The following is an 18,384-nucleotide window of genomic DNA, read 5'->3' on the forward strand; positions in this document are numbered from 1 at the left end:
ATCCGCCAACACTCAATCAGTTCCAGCGCAGGTTTCTTGGAATCGATCGTCTAGTAGCTATCGCATCTTTGGGCACGCGCATAATCCAAGGCAGCGCAGATCCTGCGCGGAGCACCAAAAGGTACAGATATTCTCGACCCCCGTGCACGTGGCTTAGGGGCTGGGTCGCATGGTAGAACGTCTGAAGGATTCACTCGCCGGATTGGAGCCGCCTGGCTGCGTGAACTGCGGGATCGAGACGAGATGGTTCATGTCCAGGTTGGTGCCCCAAGAGCCCGTGACCAGGATAGTACATCGCTTCGTTTGTCCAGGCTGCGAGGGCATCCACGAGGTCGAAGCCGAGTTCAAACCGGTCCGCGTCCTTCCCGACAAGTCGACGAAATCGCGACGAGCGGCGCACGCCGCCTGAGGGGCGTCCGAGAGGAGAGGAACAGCGCGACTCTCGATCGGAACATCGTGTCTGGAGAGCACGTTGCTCCATCATGGAAGCCTTTCTGTACCGCCTGTTGACGGCCAGGTCGGACTTTCCGATCTGGGTGCGTTACACTTTGACACTCGGCCTGGTGGGTATCGCGTTTTTCGCTCGGGTGATGCTGGACGATTACCTTCGGACCTATCCCTTTCTGCTGTTCATTCCCGCCATCTTCCTGTCCTCCGTCCTCTTCGACCGGGGCTGCGGTCTCGCGGCGACCGCGGCGGGGGTCGCGCTTGCCCTCGCCTACTTCATCCCGGGCCCGCCATTGTCGGCTGCCATCCCGCTCGTGCTCTTCGTCCTTACGGGCATCTGCATCGCCGCTGTCACCGACCTCCTGCGGAGCACCCTGCGGAAACTGTCCGAAGCCAATAAGTATTCGGAAGTTCTGCTGCAGGAGCTCGCGCACAGAACCAGGAACGACCTCGCCACGATCGTCTCGGTTCTCCGCCTTCAGGCCCGCTCGGCGACCGACCCGGCGGTCCAGGCGGCGATCGCGACGGCGGTGAGCCGGGTGGACGTGGTCGCCAAGGTCCACGACCGTCTGCGTGATACCGCGGACAGCAGCCGCATCGCCCTCGCGCCGTACATCGAAGCCCTGTGCGGAAGTCTCGCCGACTTCCATCGTGGCGTGCGCACGATCTCGATCGCCGTCCGCTGCGAGAATATCGAGGTGCGGAGCTCGCAGGCGGCGTCGATCGGGCTGATCGTGAACGAACTGGTGACGAACTGCTTCAAGTATGCCTTCCCCGAGCGGCGCCGCGGCACTGTGGAGGTGGATGTGCGCGCCAAGGACGACCTCATCCTCGTAACCGTGCAAGACGACGGCGTCGGGTGTCCGGCCGAAGTCAAGAGCGGGCTCGGCACGCGGTTGATCGGCCTGCTGGCTTCGCAGATGAAGGGAACCGTGAGGAGAAGGCCTCTTTCGGAAGGCTGCGAGGTCCAGGTCTCTGTCGCACGCGACACATGAGCGCCCGCAGGCGCTGAATTTTCTGGAGATCGGCTGCGACCGAAGACCCGTTCTGGCGTAGACGGGTCCGAGCTCGCGACAGACCATGGCCGTCCCATCGCCGAAGATTCTCGAAGACCTGGATCGATTCAGAAGGCTGCACGCGGAGACGACGGATCCGCTGGCAGCGCGGCTGCTGCAGGACATTATCGCCGAACTAGAGGCGAATCTCTCCATCGCGAAGCAGGACGAAGGAGGAAAGGCCAAGAAGGGCTAGGCGAATGAGCCTTGGCCAGCACGACACGGCTTGCAAACGTCATTCCCCTTCGACCGTCCCCAAAACCGAGCTGCCAGATGCCGCTGCCCAGATGCGCGTTTCCGCCGACGACAGTCCTGGGCTGGCACGAGAGCCCTGCCGGCGCTGCGACTATTCGCAGGCCAAGGGCGGATCGGCGAGTTGGTCGCGCTATTTGCTTGGTTGGACTGCCGTCGGATCATTCGACTGAAGGGCGCGGCGCCCTTTCGTGGCGTCATCCCTTCGGCATACCCAAGTCTTCGACGGCTCGCCCGCAGATTTCCTGCGGGTCCTTGAGGCCGGTCTGCCCGATCTCGATGATTTTCTTTGCGATCATCTGGGTGAGAGGATCATCGCGATCCTTGAGGCCGATAGCGCGGAGCGCCTGTTCGTAGGCCCTGGAGAGCCGCGCGATTTCTTCGGGCCCAAGTGGCGAGTTGCAGGAGCCTGTAGATTGCCATTTGTCGTCCCCCGACGGGCCAGCGCCTCACGGCATTCGACGGTTAAAACTTCGCTGACCCCGCAGGAACGTTAGCATGGGTGCCAAGTTTTCCTGAAGCCCCTGCCCCGAGGGGCGACCCCGAACTGGCCCCAGCTCAAAGCCCCCCAGCCCCCGAGCTGGGGCCTTCATGCGCCAGAAGCGCGGGGGACGAATGCTTCGGTGACGCTCCGCGCTTTAGCTTATTTGTCCGTGCCCGCAGCGGCCGAATCGTGGTCGCCAAGCAGCTTCAGCGCGGTCTCGATCTTGGCGAGAAGGGCTTGGATTTCGATGCTCTCGTTCGGGCCGGGATCGGCTTCGAGTCGCGCCAGCAATTGCTCTTTCTGCGCCAGAAGCTTCGCAACAGCAGACATCTCGTCACCCCCAAGGAAATCGTTGTCGAAAGGGCCGCTCGGAGAGCGGCCCTTTCCTTATTCACCAGCTCCGGGTGCCGAAGCTGAAGCCGATGCTCGGGCCACCACCGTAGTAGCCGTAGCCCCGGTCGTAATAGCCGGGCCCCCCGTAGTAGCCGTAGCTGCGGCGAACGACGTATCCGTCGTCGTCGCCGTAATAGCGCTGAACGTAGCGGGGACCGCGGGTCCGGTAGCAACGCCCATACTCGTCACAGACCAGGCGGACCTGGTCGATGGCGGAGGCCTCCGCCGAGCCGACGGCGGCCGGACTGAGCGGAGCGGCGACCGCCGCCGATCCAAGCAGCGCCGCGGCCGCGGCGCCGAGTACGATTGTCTTCATGGTCGTTTCTCCTCGTTGCGAATTCAGTCGATCTCTTCGATGACACGACGGTCGCCCGGTTCGACGATGTAGGTGCGGCTGTCGCGGTTGATGTACCGGTATTCACGCAGCGACGGGGCTTCGCGATAGACTTCCTCCGGGAAGGCTTCGATCTCCACGCCCTCCGGCACGCGCTCGCCGGTACGGATTTCGGTCCGGACCGAGCTGCCGGTGGTCACCCGCTTTTCGCGCTCGACCGGACGGGCCCTGGCGTGCTTGCGGATGACTTCCCGATCGCGGTCGGTGAACGTCGCCTTGCGCTGCTCCGTCCGCGCAGGGGCGGCGGCGGTCGAGCGGCCTGAGTATGGCAGGACCGTCACGATCTTGTACGTCGACGGCTCGACGATCACGATCTCGTCCTTCACCAGCACGAAGTCGTAGCCGCGGTACTGCGGCACGATCTCGACGATATCGGCCGGCAGCGGTTGCAGGCGGACATCACGCGGAACGACAGTGCCCACCGACAGGGAGAAGTTCACGTTGGTCAGCGGCTGCACGTTCAGGTGCGAGATCGACGCGCTGATGCGGGTCCGCTGCTGGTCGTTGATGTTCACCGACGCGTTCACGTTGGTGTTCGAGGAACGGTCCGCCGCGTTCTGATTGTTCGGCTGCTGAGCGGTGTTGGTCGAACCGCTACCCGACGGCGACTGCACCTGGTTGGTGTTCGATGACGGCGGGTTGGCGCTCTGCGTCTGGTTGTTCGTGTTCGAAGGAGGATTGGTCTGCGCCTGGTTGGACGGCGTTTTGGTCTGGTTCGACGGCTGGTTGGTCTGGGCCTGGTTGGTCGAGTTGTTCGAGGGCGCCTGGGTGGTGTTGGTGCCCGCGCCCGAATTGGACGGCTGGCCTGCAGCAGTCTGCCCCGTCGAAGACGGAGACTGCGTCTGGGCGGAATTCGTCGAAGGATTGGTCTGCGCGGAGCCGGACGAAGAGTTGTTTGCCGGCGCCGAGGTCGAAGACGACGGCGTCGATGAGTCCTGCTGACGCTGCGTAGCAGGCGGATTGGTGTTCGACGTGTTCGGAGAAGACTGCGCGAAAGCTGAAGTCGCGATCGCGACTGCTGCAGTCGTGGCCAAGAATAAACGCTTGTTCATTTGAAACCTCCTAAATGCGGACGTCGATCAAACCCCCGATGCACCCTGCAGTTCCTTTCCGGGAAATGTCGGCAACGCAGACGTCAACATTTCTTACGGCGAGGGGAGGAATACTGCGTAGCGAATTGGGACGCACCGGCTTGAGGCGGGAACAACCGGAACTTTCGGTCCCGTCTCCTCGTTGGCCGTGACTACCTACGAACAACTGAGGAGGACGCCATGAAGAAGCTGATCGTGTGCGGCGCTCTCGCCGCTTTCGCCCTAGGCACCCAGCCCGCCAGCGCCGCCGAGTTCTACGTCGTCCGCGACGCGACCACCAAGAAGTGCACCGTCGTCGACACCAAGCCGACTACGACCACCACGACGGTCGTCGGCGACGGCGTGTACAAGACCAAGACGGAAGCCGAGTCCGCAGTGAAGACCACCAAGGTCTGCACCGAACAGTAACGGCTATCGCAAGGCCAAGCCGGCCTCGCGAAAACGTTCTGACAGCAATTGGAGGAGAAAATGCCTGTACTGATTTTATGGGCCGTTCCCGCCGTTCTCGTTGTTGGCGGCGTCGGCTATTGGATAGTTCACATGCACTGAGCGATTAGACGCTCGCACGAAACGGCTCGTCCGGCATTCCGGACGGGCCGTTTTGCTTCAGGCCTTTGCACCAGACGCCTCGAATCCTTCACCGTCTACCTTGCCTTCACGCTTGGAGTCGCTCGGTGAGCGACCAGGTCGCGATTGCGGCTTTCGTACTCTCTCGCCATCCGACTCGCAAGGAAGCGCTCCTCGAACCGGGCGCGGACCTTTCTTCGGTCCAGTCGGACGGCTTTCTTGACCGCTTCGATCGCCTGCTCCTCGCCTTCCACGATGAAGCCGGTGATGCAGTCCTCGACGACTTCCGGCACCGATCCAGAGCGATAGGCGATCACGGGCGTCCCGCACGCCATGGCCTCGATCATGACGAGACCGAACGGCTCGGGCCAATCGATCGGAAACAGGAGCGCTGCGGCTTCGGCGAGGAACGGCTGCTTGCGGACTTCGTCCACCTCGCCGACAAGCTTGATCTCTTCGCCATCGATCTCGGGCTCTAGCTTCTTCTTGAAGTAGGCCGTCTCCGCCCGCGGTATCTTGGCCGCGATCCGCAAAGGCATTCCAACCGCGCGGGCGATGCGTATCGCAGCTTCTGGCCCCTTCTCCGCCGTCAGTCGCCCGAGAAAGGCCAGGTACGAACCCGCTTCGTATGAGGGCCGAAAAAGATCCTTGGGTAGCCCGTGCGGAATCGTCGCGATCCAGTTTGCCTCCGGAAGCGGACGGCGCTGGTTGTCCGAGATCGAGAGGAAGGGAGCTTCCGGAAAAGCGCCGATCACGTCGGCCAGGCCTGGAAGGTCGAGCCGCCCGTGCATGGTCGTCAGAAAGGGCACCCCGGTTCGGCGCAGGACCGGCAGCGGCAGCCAGTCGACATGAGAATGGATCATGTCGAAGTCGCGCGCGCATTCGGCGATGGCTTCGATCAGCAGCGCGCAGGCGGCATTCGGATCGATGCCCCTCCGCCCCAGACGCAGCGCGCGCGGCCAAACAGCGTGGAGCTTCCCCTTAGTCCTCGAATCTCCGCTTGCGAACAAAGTGACCTCGTGTCCGAGTTCGACCAACTCGTCGACCAGCCAAGCGATTACCCTCTCCGTGCCACCGTAGAGCTTTGGAGGAACGCTCTCCGCCAATGGAGCAAGCTGGGCGATCCGCATCGGTCAGGCACCGAAGACGATCCGCAAGCCGATCACGACGACCGCGGAGATGAGAAATGAAATCGCGAGCAGCGCCCAACTGGGCCTTGTGCTTCCGCGAGCTACGTGCGCCACGAGCATTTTTATGCCCGTCAACATTCGTCTTCGGGAAGCTGATGCAGGTAGGCTATCCCGAAGCTGGCGAGTTCTTCGGCATCGCTCTCGCGCTCCTCCCGTCTCCTGTTCAGATGGCGCTCGAGCAGGCAGCGGCGGCAGTCCTGAACGTCGACGTCAGGATGCGCCGCCCGGTACACGGTCCAGGCCGTTTCTGCCGCCCTTCTCACCGTGACTTCGTCGACCATCCTCACGTTCCAAACGACCGCATCCAGTCGCTGCCAACTCAAGGCATTCCGGAAAGTTTCTAGTTTTTCCCGGTCATAGACGAAGTGAGGAAGAGTCAGGATGCTTTGGCACGCGCACGCGCTCGCGCTGCCCGCCGGCGCTGCAGGCGCTGGCTTCGACCGGCCCTTGTGGAGACGAGAAGCCCTGGCGTCGGATCCGCGGACGAGAGCTGCGCGGTCGGTGCGTCCAGTGCGAGTTGCGGCCCTGGAGACCTGGCTTCCATGAGGTCGAGGACCGTCCTGCCCTTCTCCGTGATCCGCCATCCGCCGTTCAGGCGCTCGACCAGCGCCTGCGAGAAGATGTCGAGCTCCGGCACGCGCGCTGCGAGGCGCTTTGTCCGCTCGGACCAGTCGCGGCCGCTGGTCGCCAAGATGGCCATATCGCGCTTGAGGTCTGCCATGACGGCGAATCCATCGGGATAACTCACCAGGATCTTGAGTACGGTGACCTGGAAATTCACCTCCGCCCTCCGCTATCGCCACATGGCGGGGGCGTCTTCAAGCGCCTCGCGCCCCACCTGCTTCAGGCTCTCCGGCGCGGTCTCGCCATTGGCGGCCGCCTCCAGTATTTTCGAAGCGACATGCGTGCGAGCTCCGGTTTGAAGACGCGGAACGTCCTCGCACACCTCGTCGAATACGGCGCGCAACAGCGCCGTCGTAGCAGCATCAAACATGGGAAGCCCCCAAGCACAGAGAGATAGCCTACCGCAGACACGCGCTGCGGGGATTCAACATTGTTAAGTACGCTTCAACGAAGGAGAGCCGCGGGCGACCTGCTCGGCTTTCGCGCCGCAGCATCGATCCCACCGCGCCCGAGACAGCGAAACTATTTGCCACTTCTTCCCGTTGTCGCAGGGGCGCAGCAAGTGAAAGGATGTTCGATGAAGAAGATTGCAATGTCTGCGCTTATGGTCGGCGCTCTTGGTTTGACCGCGGTGGCCACGACGTCTCCTGCCGAAGCCCATTGGCGAAGAGGATGGGGCGGCTGGGGACCTGGCATCGCAGGCGGCCTCGTCGCTGGCGCGGTTATCGGCGGCCTCGCTTCCTCGGCCTACGCCTAGGGCCCGGGGTATGGCTACTACGGCGGGCCTGGCTACTATCGAGCCGGCTTCTACGGTGGGCCTTACGCCTACGGGTACGACGAACCGTATCGCTGGGGCGGAGGCTACACCACGACCTACTATTCGGCGCCCGTGTCCTACGGCTATCGCTACCGGCGCGCGGTGCGCCCTGCCTACGCCTATTACGGCGGATCCTATCCCGTCATTCGGCATCGCTGGCATCGTCATCACTGGTGAGATCGGTCCAACTGCACAATGAAGGCCGCGCTCCGGAAGGCGCGGCCTTTTTGCCTGGGACCAACCTGGAGCTCACCACCATCCGCCGGCAAATGGGTCGTGCCGATCGAAGGCGAGCCGTCGCTCGGGTGCTCTTCTCGAAAACTGGGCCGAGCGCTTTGGACGCGGACGGACCCCCGCGGCGACGCGAGCGGGCGACTCCTTCTTGATCTCGGCCGAAGGTGCCGCAGGCATTGCGGCCATGGCTTGGCGAACTTGCTCCTGCGGTTCTTCAGGGATGGGATAGGCCTGCGCGACTTTCGGCAGGTCGGTACGCGGACGCGTGTCGAACACGATCTTCTCCGGAAGGCTTCTCGCCGAACTGATCCGGATGGTGGTTCTGTCGGGATCCGCCGCGGCAGCAGTTTCGAGGGGAGCGGGCAGGTACCGATCCGCAGCGAAGAGCAGCGCCAGCAGCAGCGCGCCGACGAAGATGAAATAGCGGATGATCGGCATGAACTGGCCGCTCGTGAAACGGGGATCAGGGTGTGGGCGGGCCGGATCGGGAAGGACGGGCCGCTGAATTCAGCGACCCGTGAAGGATTCAGTCGATCTCCTGGACGACCGTGCGGGTCGAAGGATCGACCAGCATCACGCGCTCGCCCGAATAGACGTAGCGGTACTTGGTGAGCGAGGGACCCCAGTCGGCGGGGACAGCCTCGAGTTCGACTTCGCGCGGCACGGACTGGCCGACGACGATCTTCTCGCGGCTTTCCACAGGGCGTACCTTGTGCTCGGTGACGTAGGTGCGGATCTTCGTGCGATATTCCGGCTCGATCTGCACTGCGGCATGGCCAGCGCCAGTGGTGGTGACGACCGTGGACTGCGCCATCGCGCCCGTCGAGATCATCGCCGCCATCGCTGCCGTCAGTAGAAGCTTGTTCATCATTCTCTCCTCGCCGCCTTATGCGGCCGGGTCGAGAACCCGCCAATGATGGCAAGGTTCCGGATAAGCGGCAGGGGATTGCATATTTTTCCCGACCTCACGTACTCTGGCCGACCCGCCCGAGAAGTCCCTCCGCAGCGAAAGGCACGCTCTTCAAGATGCCGGCGTGTTCATCTCTTCTGCAACACCGTCAACAACGCTGGACCATCGTTCAAGATCGAAAATATCTCTCGAGGCGACAGATGGGCAGCCGCCTGCTCGAGACTATCGCTCACATCGACCTTGGCGCGGCCGACCGCCAGATTCGCGTCGATCGTGTCGGGCCCGACGGTGCGAGGAGGCGGTAGTTGAGCGAAGTGGAAGGCCAGAAGTGCTGCGTCTTCGCGCAACTCCACTACGGCGGGCCTTATCCCTGCATCAGCCAAAGCGCTCAATTCGTTCGCTCGACGCAAGACCGGTGGCGGTTCTCGATCTTCCGGCGTGGCGAACAGATTCTCGGACCCGGGTCTGGCAGTCAGGGCGCCTATCGGAACGGCGAACAGAAGCCCTATGATGACCGGAGACATCCAGAGCAGAAGCGGCAGCGAAACTGCGTAGGCACTTGCGGCCATCACGACGCCGCACAAGGTCGGGACGCCGTACTTCCGATAGAGCTCGCGGCGCTCCACCGTGCCGTCGTCGCGCCTTTGCGTCTGCCAGCCCGCATCTCGGCCGGCTAGAATCTCTATGACTGCGATCGACTGGAAGATCATCATTACGGGCGCCTGGAGCGCGGATACGACGATCTCGGCGAAAACGCCGGCCAGGACTCGGAATGCGCCGCCGAATTGACGTGACACCGATCGCCGAGTCCAGACAAGCACCAGACTGAGCAGCTTCGGCAACAGCAACAGACCCATGGTTGCGACGAACACCCAGACGGCGAGCACGGAATCCTGGGCCGGCCAGGTTGGAAACAACGAGAACCCCTTCGGGAAATACTCCGGACGGACGAAGCGGGCCTGCAGCGATATCAGCATTCCCAGCAGCAGGAACAGCAGCCATAGCGGCGCTGTCAGATAGGCCCCGATCCCCACCATGAAATGCAGGCGCGACACCCAATGCAGACCTCGCGCAGGGACCACGGCCAGATGCTGCAAGTTTCCCTGGCACCAGCGCCGGTCGCGCGCGGCGAAGTCGAGCAGCGATGGCGGTACCTCTTCGTAGCTTCCGCCGAGCCGCGGTAGCATGTAGATGCCCCATCCGGCTCGCCGCATTAGCGCGGCTTCGACGAAATCGTGGCTCAGGATGTGGCCGCCGAATGGCTTTCGTCCCCGGAGGTGCGGCAACGCAGCCGCTTCGGCGAACGCCCTGACTCGGATGATCGCATTGTGGCCCCAGTAGTTGCCTTCGGAGCCGTGCCACCAGGCCACGCCGGCGGCGATCAGCGGACCGTACAGGCGACCCGCGAATTGCTGAACGCGGCTGAACAGACTTCGCGCGTTGACGATCATGGGGAGCGTCTGGACCAGCCCCGCGGTCGGATTGGTCTCGATCGCGTGGACCAGTCGCACGATCGTCTGCCCGCTCATGAGGCTGTCCGCGTCGAGCACGATCATGAAGTCGTAGACGGCGCCGAACCTGGTGATCCACTCGGAGATGTTGCCGGCCTTGCGTGCCGTATTGTCGGCCCGGTGGCGATAGTAAAGCCGCGGCAATCCTAGAGCCTGCCTCAGCGCGAGCAGCGCCTTTTCTTCGGCAACCCAGATGTCGGGATCGGTGCTGTCGCTCAGAACGTACCAGTCGAACAGCTCTCCCTGCGAGGTCGTCTCCAAGGATTCGATGATCGCCCGAAGCCGGGCCGTCAATCGATGCGGGTCTTCGTTGTAGGTGGGAAGCAGCATCGCCGTGCGGCTTGCGATTGCGGGTAGCTCCGCACCAGGCGCGAGGTCTTCTCCTTCTGGGTGATGGGCCAGCAGCACGAAAAAGCCGGCCACCGCGGAGGCGAAGGAAAAGGCGACCCACGCGAGCAGCACAAGGAACAAGGCCAGCACCATGGCTTCGAGGACGGTGACGCCGCCGACCTCCAGCACGCGATACATCTCATACCCGCCTGCTCCCGTGAGCGCGGCCGTCGAGAGAAAAATGAGTCCGCGCCGCAAAGCCATCGTTGTGGCGACCGGCGCAGGTACACGGTCCAGTACCCGACTGCTTCCAAGATCGCCCGGCGCCATGGGAAGCGGGGATTCGGGCGGCAGCAGGCGTTGGGCCTCGACATCGGCGACGATCGATCGCGGCGCCGGGTTCATGGTGCCCATCGGTAGACCCAGACTTCCGACAAGGGCTTGTCGCCTTCGGTGAGAAACGCCCGCAGCTCAATCGGCTCGCCCTTGACCAGGCACTGGAAGCTCAACCGCCAACCACCGGTGTAGGGATTGGGCTGCGTGACGATGTTCTTCACTTCCGATTTCTCCGCCGTGACCACGCCCTTGACGCCGGCAGGATCGATGCCTTTCAGGTTGTCGCCGACCAGATCGAGGACGAACAGGCGGGCGTCTTCGCCCCTCGCCCCGATGCCTGTGCGCGTGAAGCGGGCGAGCGAATGCGGCTTGGGACTGTCCGGTCCCCAATGCAGCCGATAGGTATAGTTGTGTTCGTCCTTGGCTTGCAGCGGGCTTTTGGGCCGCCAGAACGCGGCGATATTGTCGTGGACCTCCTCCTTGGTCGGGATCTCGAACAGCATCACCCCGCCCGCGCCCCAGTCTCCGATCGGCTCCATCCAGAGGCTAGGGCGCTTCTCGAAGCTGGATTCGATGTCCTGATAGGCGAAGAAGTTTCTCTCCCGCTGCATCAAGCCGAATCCGCGCGGATTGAGGTCCTGAAAGGTGCTGATCTGGAGATCGCGGGGATTGCTCAGCGGTCGCCAGAGACTTTCACCCTTCCCGTTGAAGATCGCCAGCCCGTCGGAATCGTGGACGGAGGGCCGGAAATCGTCGACGTCCTTGCGGTCGTTCGGACCGTAGAAGAACATGCTGGTCATCGGCGCGAGGCCGGCCCGCTGCATCTCGACGCGCGGGTAGACCGCCATCTCGACGTCGAAGACCGTCGTGTCCCCGGGCCGCACGGTGAACCGATAGCTGGCCGCGCAGCTTTTGCTGTCTAGCAGCGCGTGGATTACCAGCGAGGTCGCGCCAGGCGCCGGCCGCTCGAGCCAGAAAGCCTTGAAGAGCGGAAATTCCTCGCCCTGTGGTTCGCCAGTATCGATCGATAGTCCTCGGGCGGAAAGTCCATACGTCTGCCCCTTGGCGACGGCGCGGAAGTAGCTCGCGCCCAAGAACACGCAGACCTCGTCGTAATAGTCGGCGCGGTTCATGGGCGCGTGTATCCGGAAGCCCGCAAAGCCGAGATCGGCGTTTTCGAAGGGCGGGACCTTCTCGCCGAAGACGAAGTCCTCCTTGCGGTATTTGATCTCGGTGGCCTTGCCGTCCGCGACCTCGAAGATGGTCACCCGGTTCTTGTAGAAGAAGCCGCGATGGAAGAACTGCGCTTCGAACGGAAGATTCTTGCCGCGCCAGAGCGCGTGCTCGGGCCGGAAGCGGATCGAACGGTACTGATCGTAGTCGAGGTCCTTCAAGCCGCTCGGCAGCCTCTCGTCCGGCGCCTCGTACGGTTTGCCCGCAAGCGCACGGGCGAGATCCCTCACCGTTGACGGACCGAACCCGCCCTCTGACAAACCAACGGCGCCGAAACCGGTCCGCGAGGCGAGCAGCAACGCCGGCAGTACCGCCGACCCTCGAACAAGCTGGCGTCGGTTCACGGACTCTCCTACTCGCTACTGCTGTCGCCGCCAAGCAACGACCGCCGCGCCCGCGAGTTCCACGGCTTGGCCATCACTGGCGAGACAAGAACGAGCATTGGCCCAATCCCGCGGACCGTTACGAGAACGACTTGGTCGTCGACCTGCAGCGGGAGATCCGCGCCGCATCCCAGGCTGACCCGGAGGTTCGGCGGGGCGCGCCTGACGATCTGAGCGCAGGGCGGGGTGCTCTTTCAAGGGCAGCCGCAACAGCGCCCCAGGGCCAGCCACCGCGCCGCGCCGAGTCAGATGCTGCCTCCATGCAGACCAGGTATTAGAGCGTCGACTGACGGCGATGATCTTGCTGCAACCCCCGGCAGAACTCGAACGAGCCGATATGGGCGGAAAAGCCCGAGAATCGCCTGATTGTCAGGTACCTTCCGACGACCGACTGTGGCAAACCAGATCGATGCTTCAGGATTCGACGAACCTGGCCGCGATGGCGGAGGCCTTGAGCCGATCGGCCGACTACCGGGTGCTGCGGCGCTTGGTCGCCCGACCGCCGTATATCCCGGCCGCGGGACAGAAAGTCAGGACCGGTGTCCTGCTCGACACCGAGACGACCGGCCTCGATCACGCCAAGGACGAGATCATCGAGCTGGGGATGGTCAAGTTCGACTACACGGGCGACGGACGGATCGTCGGCGTCCGCGATACCTTCTCTGCCTTCAACGAGCCGAGCGGCCCCATTCCGGCGGAGGTGACGGCACTCACGGGCATCAGCGACGAGATGGTGGCGGGCCACAGATTCGATGACACGGCTATCGCGGCCTTCGCCGAAGACGCGGTCATCGTCATTGCGCACAACAGCGGCTTCGACAGGAAGTTCGCCGAACGCTACTGGCCCCTTTTCGAGCACAAGGCCTGGGGCTGCAGCATGAGCGAGATCGACTGGCGCAAGCACGGCTTCGCCGGCGCGCAACTCGGCTACCTGCTGAACGGTGCTGGATACTTCCACCAGGCGCACCGGGCGGTCGACGACTGCCATGCTCTGCTGGAGGTGCTCGCCTTCGAACTGCCGACGGGCGCGCCGGCGCTCGCGCCCCTGTTGGAGACTGCCCGCAAGCCGACGCTGCGGGTCTGGGCGGAGCAGACCGCATTCGAGCTCAAGGACTCATTGAAGCGCAGGGGCTACCGCTGGAACGACGGCAGTGACGGCAGACCGAAGTCCTGGTTCATCGATATCGACGACACCGCCATCGAAGACGAGATCGCGTTCCTGCGGACCCAGATCTACATGCAGGACATCGAGCCCAGCGTGCAAAGGCTGACCGCCTTCACGCGGTTCTCCGCCCGCATCTGAAGCGGTGGTCGTGCTTTACGTCCGCCGGCTCAACGGCCGAGACGCTTCTCGACGCGCTTGCGAGAGTTGCCGGCCTTCTTGACCGCCTTCTTGACGGCCGATGCCGAGCGGCCGCTCTTCTTGGCTTCATACGCCACTTCGTACTTCTGCCCGCCCGCCACGCGCGCCCGGTCCTGTTTACGTCCACGCGCAGTCTTCTTTTTTGCTGCCGCCATCGGGGCCTCCTCATAAGATGATGCCAGTGCAACGCCACGAGGATTCGCAGGGTTCCTAGGCAAGGGATGGTGTCGATCGGCAAAGCTCGCTCAATGACCGCAGGTGGGGTGCATCTGCATAGTGGGAGTCCGTCCGTCGAGAAGCAGATCGTCTCAAGCCACGACACCTTCGTCCCATGAGGCGCCGTGCTCGCGGTACATGGAGGCCCACTGAGGACTCCATTCGATCATCTGATCGTTGAGCCCATCATGTACCTGACAGGGACGATCGGGATCGAAGGTGTCCAAGGGATCATGCGGGATGTCCGGGGTCGACATCCTTCGGTGTCTTCTTCTCCCGCTGAGGTGTCATCTTAGCGGGGCTTTCTTTTCCGGGGACGCCGCGCGGACCGAGCTCTTCGCGCTGGATATCGTCTTCGGAACGCTCGGGCTCGACGCCGTTGATCGGTTCGTCAGGCATCATTCCATCCTCGCCTTGTCCTTCAGATCGCGGATCCGGATCTCCGCCTCATCCTTCGAGGTCACGATTTCCGATTCATCGGGCACGCGCGCTATTGCGCTCAACCTCTTGAGTTCGGCGAGTTGTCCCGGCGTGGGCTTTTCCATTTTCGAGTCCTCGATCGCCTGCAGGACGGCTTCGTCGTCGAGCACGTCCAGCAGCTGGTTTATGGTTTGCTCGCAATCTCTGGGGCCGGGCTCGACATGACGGGCCAGAATGCCCTGAGCCTCTTGCACTGCCTTCACCACTCGCTGTTCCGGATCCATGACCGGTACTCCACTTACTTGCAGGAAAACGCGGCTATGATCGGCGCGTTCCTTTGCTCAGGCCCTTGAACGAGCTTGCCCGCAGAAGGCCTTCGGAGGTGATATCGCGGTACTCGATGTCCGCGTAGAACTTGGGCTCGACCCAGGTTGCCTTCGGCTTTCTGATGGTCTTCGTCAGCTTCTGCTTCGGGCTCACGACGGTGTCGAGCGCCTTGCGGATCTGCGCGGACGTGGTCCGGCTCCATCCCGTGCCGACCTTGCCCATGTAGACGAGATCCTTGCCTTCCTTCTTGCCGAGGTAGAGCGCAGCGACGCCAGTCGGGTCTTTGATGAATCCCACCACGGGGAATTTGCCCTTCTGAACGACCTTGATCTTCTGCCAGGCCTCCACCCGCTCCGACCGGTACGGCGAGTCCACGCGCTTGGCGACGATGCCCTCGTAGTTCAGCCTGCTGGCGGCGGCGAACAGCGCCTGGCCGTCTCCTTCGTGGTGCTCGCTGTAGAGCACAGGCTCCTTGAGGCCGTGCCCCTCCATCAGCTCCTTGAGCAGCCTCTTCCGCTCGATCTGCGGCTCCTTGCGCAGATCTCTGCCGTCCAGCCAGAGCAGGTCGAAGGCGAAATAGATCAGCCGATCCTGATCGCCTCTGCCGAGATCCGCCTGCAGTTCGGAGAAGTTGGTGCGCCCCTCATGAATGACGACGACTTCACCGTCGACGATGGCCTGCCCTTCGATATCGAAGGCGCCTGCAATCCTTGAGAACTTGCTGACCCAGTTGTAGCCGTTGCGCGTATAGGCGCGGCGATCGTCCCCGTCGATGCGCAGCTGGATGCGGTATCCATCGTATTTGATCTCGTGAATCCATTGCGAACCTGAAGGCGCCTTGATCTTCAGAGTCGCGAGCTGGGGAGCGATGAACCCCGGCATCTGAGGGACTTCCGGCTTCGCGGCCGGTGCCTTGGTACGCTTCGCCACGCTACGCAACTCACAAAAGACCCACCGCCGGTCGGACCGACGGTGGGTAGCCTACCTAAGTCTTCAAACTTCGGTGGCGGTGAGCTGTTCCGAACTCGCCGCCCATGCCGCCGCGTCCACCCTGAGAGCCCGCACTCTGGGTCACTCCCCGTCTTCGCGTCGTAGCAACCAATTCGAATCTTACAGGTTGTCGCCGGCGCATTCACCGCCGGAGAACAATAAATGAGACGTCTTACCGTACTGGCCGCAGCCTTGCTGATGGTCGGAGCCATGCCCGCAGTCGCGCAGTCGCAGCCCGCGCAGAGCGGTCCGGGCAACAACGCCGTCAACAGCTCGGACCAGAACAACTCGAAGAAGCCGGTCGAGGGCCGAAACAGCTTCACCGAGGGACAGGCGAAATCGCGGATCGAGGGCGCTGGATATTCCAACGTCTCCGGACTGCACAAGGATGATCAGGGCGTCTGGCGCGGCAAGGCCGACAAGGCCGGGACCAAGAGCGACGTCAGCCTGGACTTCCAGGGCAACGTGAACCCCGCCAAGTAAGGAATCATGCAAATGACAACCACCATCTCTCGCCTTTACGACACATATGCCGATGCCGAGCGCGCCGTGACCCGTCTCGAAGGAGCCGGCGTGCCGCACTCCGACATCAGCATCGTCGCCAACAATTCGGACAATTGGTACGGCTCACGAGCCGGCAAGGTCGATCGTGACCGCGACGGCGTCGACGACCGCGCCGAAGGCGCCGGCACCGGTGCCGGCATCGGCGCTGGCGTCGGCGGCGCGGCAGGCCTCTTGGCCGGCCTCGGCCTGCTCGCGATCCCCGGCCTCGGGCCGGTCGTGGCGGCGGGTTGGCTCGCCTCGATGGCCGTCGGCGCGGCGGCCGGCGCGGCCACGGGCGGAATCGTCGGTGCCCTGACGGAAGCCGGCGTTTCCCGCGAAGACGCCTCGCGCTATGCCGAGGGGGTGCGCCGTGGCGGCACGTTGGTGACTGCAAAGGTGCCCGACCAGGACCGTGCGCGTTTCGATGCGTTGCTCAACGAGAGAGCGGTGAATCTGCAGGACCGCAGCGCGGCCTGGCAGAAATCCGGCTGGACAGACTTCGATGCCGCAAGCCCGCCGTTGTCGCCGGAGGATATCGGTCGCGAGCGCGAGCTGTACGGCACAGGCGTGCGGCGATAGGGCTTGTCGGCTTCTACAAGACAAAGGCCCCGCGCTGCGGGGCTTTTTTTTGATATCACCGGCTGGCCCATCTACGAAATCGCAGCGCGTCTGTCGGAGGCCCGCTCATTGCGGCAGAGCGGACCAGATTTGCTCAACCCGAGTTCTTCGCATTTTGACCCTTAGCCGACCTCGCGTGCAACAAATGCATTATTGCTCCCGGTCATTTCGGCCGTCATGATGCCATGGCATAACGTATCGGAGGGACCGAGATGGCAGAAGAACTTGCCTATCACGACGAGGCCGCCGCCGCGTATGATCGCGCTTTTGCGCATGTGTCGAGCCACTCTTTGCCGTTCCTCTTAGGGGCCGCCGGGGTTGCGACCGGCATGAGTGTCCTAGACATTGCAACCGGTACGGGGCTCGCTGCGGAAGCGTGCTTGCGCGCAGTCGGATCAAATGGGCATGTGGTCGCCGCCGACCGGTGACCCTGCAACATATTTCGCTCGATGCCTACCGCACCTGCTAAGTTTAGACTGATACACTGACCGTTCCTACCTTGGAGGCGGACATGCGACGACGAGAGTTTCTTGCTCTTGTAAGCTGCGTGGCAGCAGCCTGTCCCCCTGCTGCGCGTGCTCAGACCGCGAGGGTTTATCGCGTTGGGACACTCACTGCGGGCCCCCCAATCTCTCCTGCGGCTGACCGTGGTAAGGTCCTCTTCAACGAGCTGGCGAAACGTGGCTACGTGGTTGGACACAATTTGGTCCACGAGGCGCGTGGCGCGTCGGGCAAGCTTGAGCTGGTGCCGAAGCTAATGCAGGAGCTGAAGGCGGCGGGAGTGGACGTTGTTGTCACTATCAGCTATCCGGCCGCATCCGCGGCCAAAGTATCGGGCGTTCCGACAGTGCTCGCGTCCGGCTCTGGCGATCCGGTCAAGACCGGGTTGGTCGAAAGTCTCGCGCATCCGGGCGGAAACGTGACCGGCATAGCGGATGACGCATCGACGCTTTCCACCAAACGCCTTTCTTTGCTGACGGCCTTGTTGCCCAGACTTCACCGCGTCGCGATGATTTGGAATAAGGATGATCTCGGCATGTCGATGCGTTACGAGACATCAGCAAAGGCTGCGCAGGGGGTTGGAATTACGGTTCAGCCGCTTGGCGTTCGGGAACCTGATGACTTCAATGAAGCTTTCGAGGCGATGACGCGCGATCCGCCCGACGCCATTTTGATGGTTTCGGACTCACTGACCCTACTCAACCGCAAGCGAGTGATCGACTATGCTGCCACACACCGGCTGCCGGCGATCTACGAAGCAGAATCGATCGTTCGTGACGGCGGCTTGATGTCCTATGGAGCCGATTCAATTGAGTCCTTCGAACGGGCTGCAGCGATGGTCGATCGCATTTTCAAGGGTACGACGCCAGCCGATCTTCCAGTAGAACAGCCAACACGCTACCAGTTCGTCATCAATCTAAAGGCTGCGAAGTCGATAGGGCTCGAAATTCCATCGACACTAGCTGCGCTCGCGGACGAAGTAATCGAATAACGCCAGCGACTTCCGTTCTTGGCCCATCGCGTCGGTTCGTCGGCAAGCCAACACGTCCGAACCTAAGGGTAGACAGGACCCCGCCCGAGCCGGCCTAAACCGTAGCGAATGACCCTGGCTGTGTGAAAACGCATTAGCGCTGGTATGATTCCGTCGTGATTCTG

The 18,384-nt window shown here is 62.8% G+C and carries 23 protein-coding genes; 8 read left to right on the forward strand and 15 right to left on the reverse strand.

Translation table 11 applies throughout. The annotated features are described in order from the left end of the window. The first annotated feature begins 482 nt into the window (after positions 1–482). Both Q0687_RS29540 and Q0687_RS29545 read left to right on the forward strand, forming a co-directional pair. On the forward strand, positions 483–1,442 hold the full coding sequence (locus tag Q0687_RS29540; protein ID WP_298884967.1) for a histidine kinase dimerization/phosphoacceptor domain -containing protein: 960 nt from the start codon (positions 483–485) through the stop codon (positions 1,440–1,442). Positions 1,443–1,527: 85 nt separating this feature from the next. Next, the gene (locus tag Q0687_RS29545; RefSeq protein WP_298884968.1) at positions 1,528–1,698 is read left to right on the forward strand and encodes a hypothetical protein; all 171 of its coding nucleotides are present in this window, start codon (positions 1,528–1,530) and stop codon (positions 1,696–1,698) included. Positions 1,699–2,397: 699 nt separating this feature from the next. On the opposite strand, the gene Q0687_RS29550 is transcribed toward Q0687_RS29545, so the two are convergent. The 3 genes from Q0687_RS29550 to Q0687_RS29560 all read right to left on the reverse strand — a co-directional run bounded on the left by Q0687_RS29550 (position 2,398) and on the right by Q0687_RS29560 (position 4,077). Next, a complete protein-coding gene (locus tag Q0687_RS29550) occupies positions 2,398–2,568 on the reverse strand; it encodes a hypothetical protein (RefSeq protein ID WP_298884969.1) in 171 nt (56 codons plus the stop codon). 61 nt (positions 2,569–2,629) lie between these two features. After that, positions 2,630–2,947: a hypothetical protein gene (locus tag Q0687_RS29555; RefSeq protein ID WP_298884970.1), complete on the reverse strand. Its 318-nt coding sequence runs from the start codon at positions 2,945–2,947 to the stop codon at positions 2,630–2,632. Positions 2,948–2,970: 23 nt separating this feature from the next. Next, positions 2,971–4,077 carry a DUF1236 domain-containing protein gene (locus Q0687_RS29560; RefSeq protein WP_298884971.1) on the reverse strand — a complete coding sequence of 369 codons (1,107 nt, stop codon included), beginning with the start codon at positions 4,075–4,077 and terminating at the stop codon, positions 2,971–2,973. Between the two features lie 219 nt (positions 4,078–4,296). Between Q0687_RS29560 and Q0687_RS29565 the strand changes: the two genes are divergently transcribed. Beyond that, positions 4,297–4,524 (forward strand): hypothetical protein, encoded by a 228-nt coding sequence (locus Q0687_RS29565; RefSeq protein WP_298884972.1) that lies wholly within the window; start codon positions 4,297–4,299, stop codon positions 4,522–4,524. Between the two features lie 236 nt (positions 4,525–4,760). Here the strand turns inward: Q0687_RS29565 and Q0687_RS29570 are convergent, their stop codons facing one another. The 8 genes from Q0687_RS29570 to Q0687_RS29610 form a co-directional block, all read right to left on the reverse strand. Then, the gene (locus Q0687_RS29570; RefSeq protein WP_298884973.1) at positions 4,761–5,813 is read right to left on the reverse strand and encodes a glycosyltransferase family 4 protein; all 1,053 of its coding nucleotides are present in this window, start codon (positions 5,811–5,813) and stop codon (positions 4,761–4,763) included. Positions 5,814–5,944: 131 nt separating this feature from the next. After that, the gene (locus tag Q0687_RS29575) at positions 5,945–6,154 is read right to left on the reverse strand and encodes a hypothetical protein (protein WP_298884974.1); all 210 of its coding nucleotides are present in this window, start codon (positions 6,152–6,154) and stop codon (positions 5,945–5,947) included. Positions 6,155–6,249: 95 nt separating this feature from the next. Next, the gene (locus tag Q0687_RS29580) at positions 6,250–6,654 is read right to left on the reverse strand and encodes a hypothetical protein (RefSeq protein WP_298884975.1); all 405 of its coding nucleotides are present in this window, start codon (positions 6,652–6,654) and stop codon (positions 6,250–6,252) included. Between the two features lie 12 nt (positions 6,655–6,666). Continuing rightward, complete coding sequence (locus Q0687_RS29585; protein ID WP_298884976.1) at positions 6,667–6,867, reverse strand: hypothetical protein; 201 nt, start codon at positions 6,865–6,867, stop codon at positions 6,667–6,669. 696 nt (positions 6,868–7,563) lie between these two features. Then, positions 7,564–7,986 (reverse strand): hypothetical protein, encoded by a 423-nt coding sequence (locus tag Q0687_RS29595; RefSeq protein ID WP_298884977.1) that lies wholly within the window; start codon positions 7,984–7,986, stop codon positions 7,564–7,566. Positions 7,987–8,074: 88 nt separating this feature from the next. Beyond that, positions 8,075–8,416 (reverse strand): DUF1236 domain-containing protein, encoded by a 342-nt coding sequence (locus Q0687_RS29600; RefSeq protein ID WP_298884978.1) that lies wholly within the window; start codon positions 8,414–8,416, stop codon positions 8,075–8,077. Positions 8,417–8,586: 170 nt separating this feature from the next. Continuing rightward, positions 8,587–10,713: a glucans biosynthesis glucosyltransferase MdoH gene (mdoH, locus tag Q0687_RS29605; protein WP_298884979.1), complete on the reverse strand. Its 2,127-nt coding sequence runs from the start codon at positions 10,711–10,713 to the stop codon at positions 8,587–8,589. Further along, the gene (locus Q0687_RS29610; RefSeq protein ID WP_298884980.1) at positions 10,701–12,212 is read right to left on the reverse strand and encodes a glucan biosynthesis protein G; all 1,512 of its coding nucleotides are present in this window, start codon (positions 12,210–12,212) and stop codon (positions 10,701–10,703) included. Before Q0687_RS29610 ends, mdoH begins: the two co-directional genes overlap by 13 nt. A gap of 448 nt (positions 12,213–12,660) precedes the next feature. On the opposite strand from Q0687_RS29610, the gene Q0687_RS29615 reads away from it, so the two are divergent. Then, entirely contained in the window at positions 12,661–13,554 is an 894-nt protein-coding gene (locus Q0687_RS29615; protein ID WP_298884981.1) for a 3'-5' exonuclease, read from the forward strand. A gap of 29 nt (positions 13,555–13,583) precedes the next feature. On the opposite strand, the gene Q0687_RS29620 is transcribed toward Q0687_RS29615, so the two are convergent. From Q0687_RS29620 to ligD, 4 genes are all read right to left on the reverse strand, one after another. After that, on the reverse strand, positions 13,584–13,769 hold the full coding sequence (locus tag Q0687_RS29620) for a DUF3606 domain-containing protein (RefSeq protein WP_298884982.1): 186 nt from the start codon (positions 13,767–13,769) through the stop codon (positions 13,584–13,586). 292 nt (positions 13,770–14,061) lie between these two features. Then, positions 14,062–14,232, reverse strand: a complete 171-nt coding sequence (locus Q0687_RS29625; protein WP_298884983.1) for a hypothetical protein — start codon at positions 14,230–14,232, stop codon at positions 14,062–14,064. Beyond that, a complete protein-coding gene (locus Q0687_RS29630) occupies positions 14,229–14,534 on the reverse strand; it encodes a hypothetical protein (RefSeq protein WP_298884984.1) in 306 nt (101 codons plus the stop codon). Before Q0687_RS29630 ends, Q0687_RS29625 begins: the two co-directional genes overlap by 4 nt. A gap of 34 nt (positions 14,535–14,568) precedes the next feature. Then, positions 14,569–15,516 carry a non-homologous end-joining DNA ligase gene (gene ligD / locus Q0687_RS29635; protein ID WP_298884985.1) on the reverse strand — a complete coding sequence of 316 codons (948 nt, stop codon included), beginning with the start codon at positions 15,514–15,516 and terminating at the stop codon, positions 14,569–14,571. A 213-nt stretch (positions 15,517–15,729) separates the two neighbouring features. Here ligD and Q0687_RS29640 point away from each other — a divergent pair, with 213 nt between their 5' ends. From Q0687_RS29640 to Q0687_RS29655, 4 genes are all read left to right on the forward strand, one after another. Then, the gene (locus Q0687_RS29640; RefSeq protein WP_298884986.1) at positions 15,730–16,050 is read left to right on the forward strand and encodes a hypothetical protein; all 321 of its coding nucleotides are present in this window, start codon (positions 15,730–15,732) and stop codon (positions 16,048–16,050) included. A gap of 12 nt (positions 16,051–16,062) precedes the next feature. After that, a complete protein-coding gene (locus Q0687_RS29645) occupies positions 16,063–16,689 on the forward strand; it encodes a hypothetical protein (protein ID WP_298884987.1) in 627 nt (208 codons plus the stop codon). Between the two features lie 251 nt (positions 16,690–16,940). Further along, complete coding sequence (locus Q0687_RS29650) at positions 16,941–17,156, forward strand: hypothetical protein (protein WP_298884988.1); 216 nt, start codon at positions 16,941–16,943, stop codon at positions 17,154–17,156. Positions 17,157–17,239: 83 nt separating this feature from the next. Further along, positions 17,240–18,220 carry an ABC transporter substrate-binding protein gene (locus Q0687_RS29655; protein WP_298884989.1) on the forward strand — a complete coding sequence of 327 codons (981 nt, stop codon included), beginning with the start codon at positions 17,240–17,242 and terminating at the stop codon, positions 18,218–18,220. Positions 18,221–18,384 lie beyond the last annotated feature (164 nt).

Origin of the sequence: uncultured Bradyrhizobium sp. (assembly GCF_936928535.1) — a bacterium.
Taxonomy (GTDB): Bacteria; Pseudomonadota; Alphaproteobacteria; order Rhizobiales; family Xanthobacteraceae; genus Bradyrhizobium.

Coding starts and splice junctions, on each gene's coding strand:
- Q0687_RS29630 (WP_298884984.1), bottom strand. CDS start 14,534: ATGGATCCGGAACAGCGAGTGGTGAAGGCAGTGCAAGAGGCTCAGGGC.
- Q0687_RS29645 (WP_298884987.1), top strand. CDS start 16,063: ATGACAACCACCATCTCTCGCCTTTACGACACATATGCCGATGCCGAG.
- Q0687_RS29625 (WP_298884983.1), bottom strand. CDS start 14,232: ATGATGCCTGACGAACCGATCAACGGCGTCGAGCCCGAGCGTTCCGAA.
- Q0687_RS29550 (WP_298884969.1), bottom strand. CDS start 2,568: ATGTCTGCTGTTGCGAAGCTTCTGGCGCAGAAAGAGCAATTGCTGGCG.
- Q0687_RS29560 (WP_298884971.1), bottom strand. CDS start 4,077: ATGAACAAGCGTTTATTCTTGGCCACGACTGCAGCAGTCGCGATCGCG.
- Q0687_RS29555 (WP_298884970.1), bottom strand. CDS start 2,947: ATGAAGACAATCGTACTCGGCGCCGCGGCCGCGGCGCTGCTTGGATCG.
- Q0687_RS29565 (WP_298884972.1), top strand. CDS start 4,297: ATGAAGAAGCTGATCGTGTGCGGCGCTCTCGCCGCTTTCGCCCTAGGC.
- Q0687_RS29570 (WP_298884973.1), bottom strand. CDS start 5,813: ATGCGGATCGCCCAGCTTGCTCCATTGGCGGAGAGCGTTCCTCCAAAG.
- Q0687_RS29585 (WP_298884976.1), bottom strand. CDS start 6,867: ATGTTTGATGCTGCTACGACGGCGCTGTTGCGCGCCGTATTCGACGAG.
- Q0687_RS29615 (WP_298884981.1), top strand. CDS start 12,661: ATGCTTCAGGATTCGACGAACCTGGCCGCGATGGCGGAGGCCTTGAGC.
- Q0687_RS29640 (WP_298884986.1), top strand. CDS start 15,730: ATGAGACGTCTTACCGTACTGGCCGCAGCCTTGCTGATGGTCGGAGCC.
- Q0687_RS29575 (WP_298884974.1), bottom strand. CDS start 6,154: ATGGTCGACGAAGTCACGGTGAGAAGGGCGGCAGAAACGGCCTGGACC.
- Q0687_RS29620 (WP_298884982.1), bottom strand. CDS start 13,769: ATGGCGGCAGCAAAAAAGAAGACTGCGCGTGGACGTAAACAGGACCGG.
- Q0687_RS29650 (WP_298884988.1), top strand. CDS start 16,941: ATGGCAGAAGAACTTGCCTATCACGACGAGGCCGCCGCCGCGTATGAT.
- Q0687_RS29600 (WP_298884978.1), bottom strand. CDS start 8,416: ATGAACAAGCTTCTACTGACGGCAGCGATGGCGGCGATGATCTCGACG.
- Q0687_RS29595 (WP_298884977.1), bottom strand. CDS start 7,986: ATGCCGATCATCCGCTATTTCATCTTCGTCGGCGCGCTGCTGCTGGCG.
- Q0687_RS29545 (WP_298884968.1), top strand. CDS start 1,528: ATGGCCGTCCCATCGCCGAAGATTCTCGAAGACCTGGATCGATTCAGA.
- Q0687_RS29540 (WP_298884967.1), top strand. CDS start 483: ATGGAAGCCTTTCTGTACCGCCTGTTGACGGCCAGGTCGGACTTTCCG.
- mdoH (WP_298884979.1), bottom strand. CDS start 10,713: ATGGGCACCATGAACCCGGCGCCGCGATCGATCGTCGCCGATGTCGAG.
- Q0687_RS29655 (WP_298884989.1), top strand. CDS start 17,240: ATGCGACGACGAGAGTTTCTTGCTCTTGTAAGCTGCGTGGCAGCAGCC.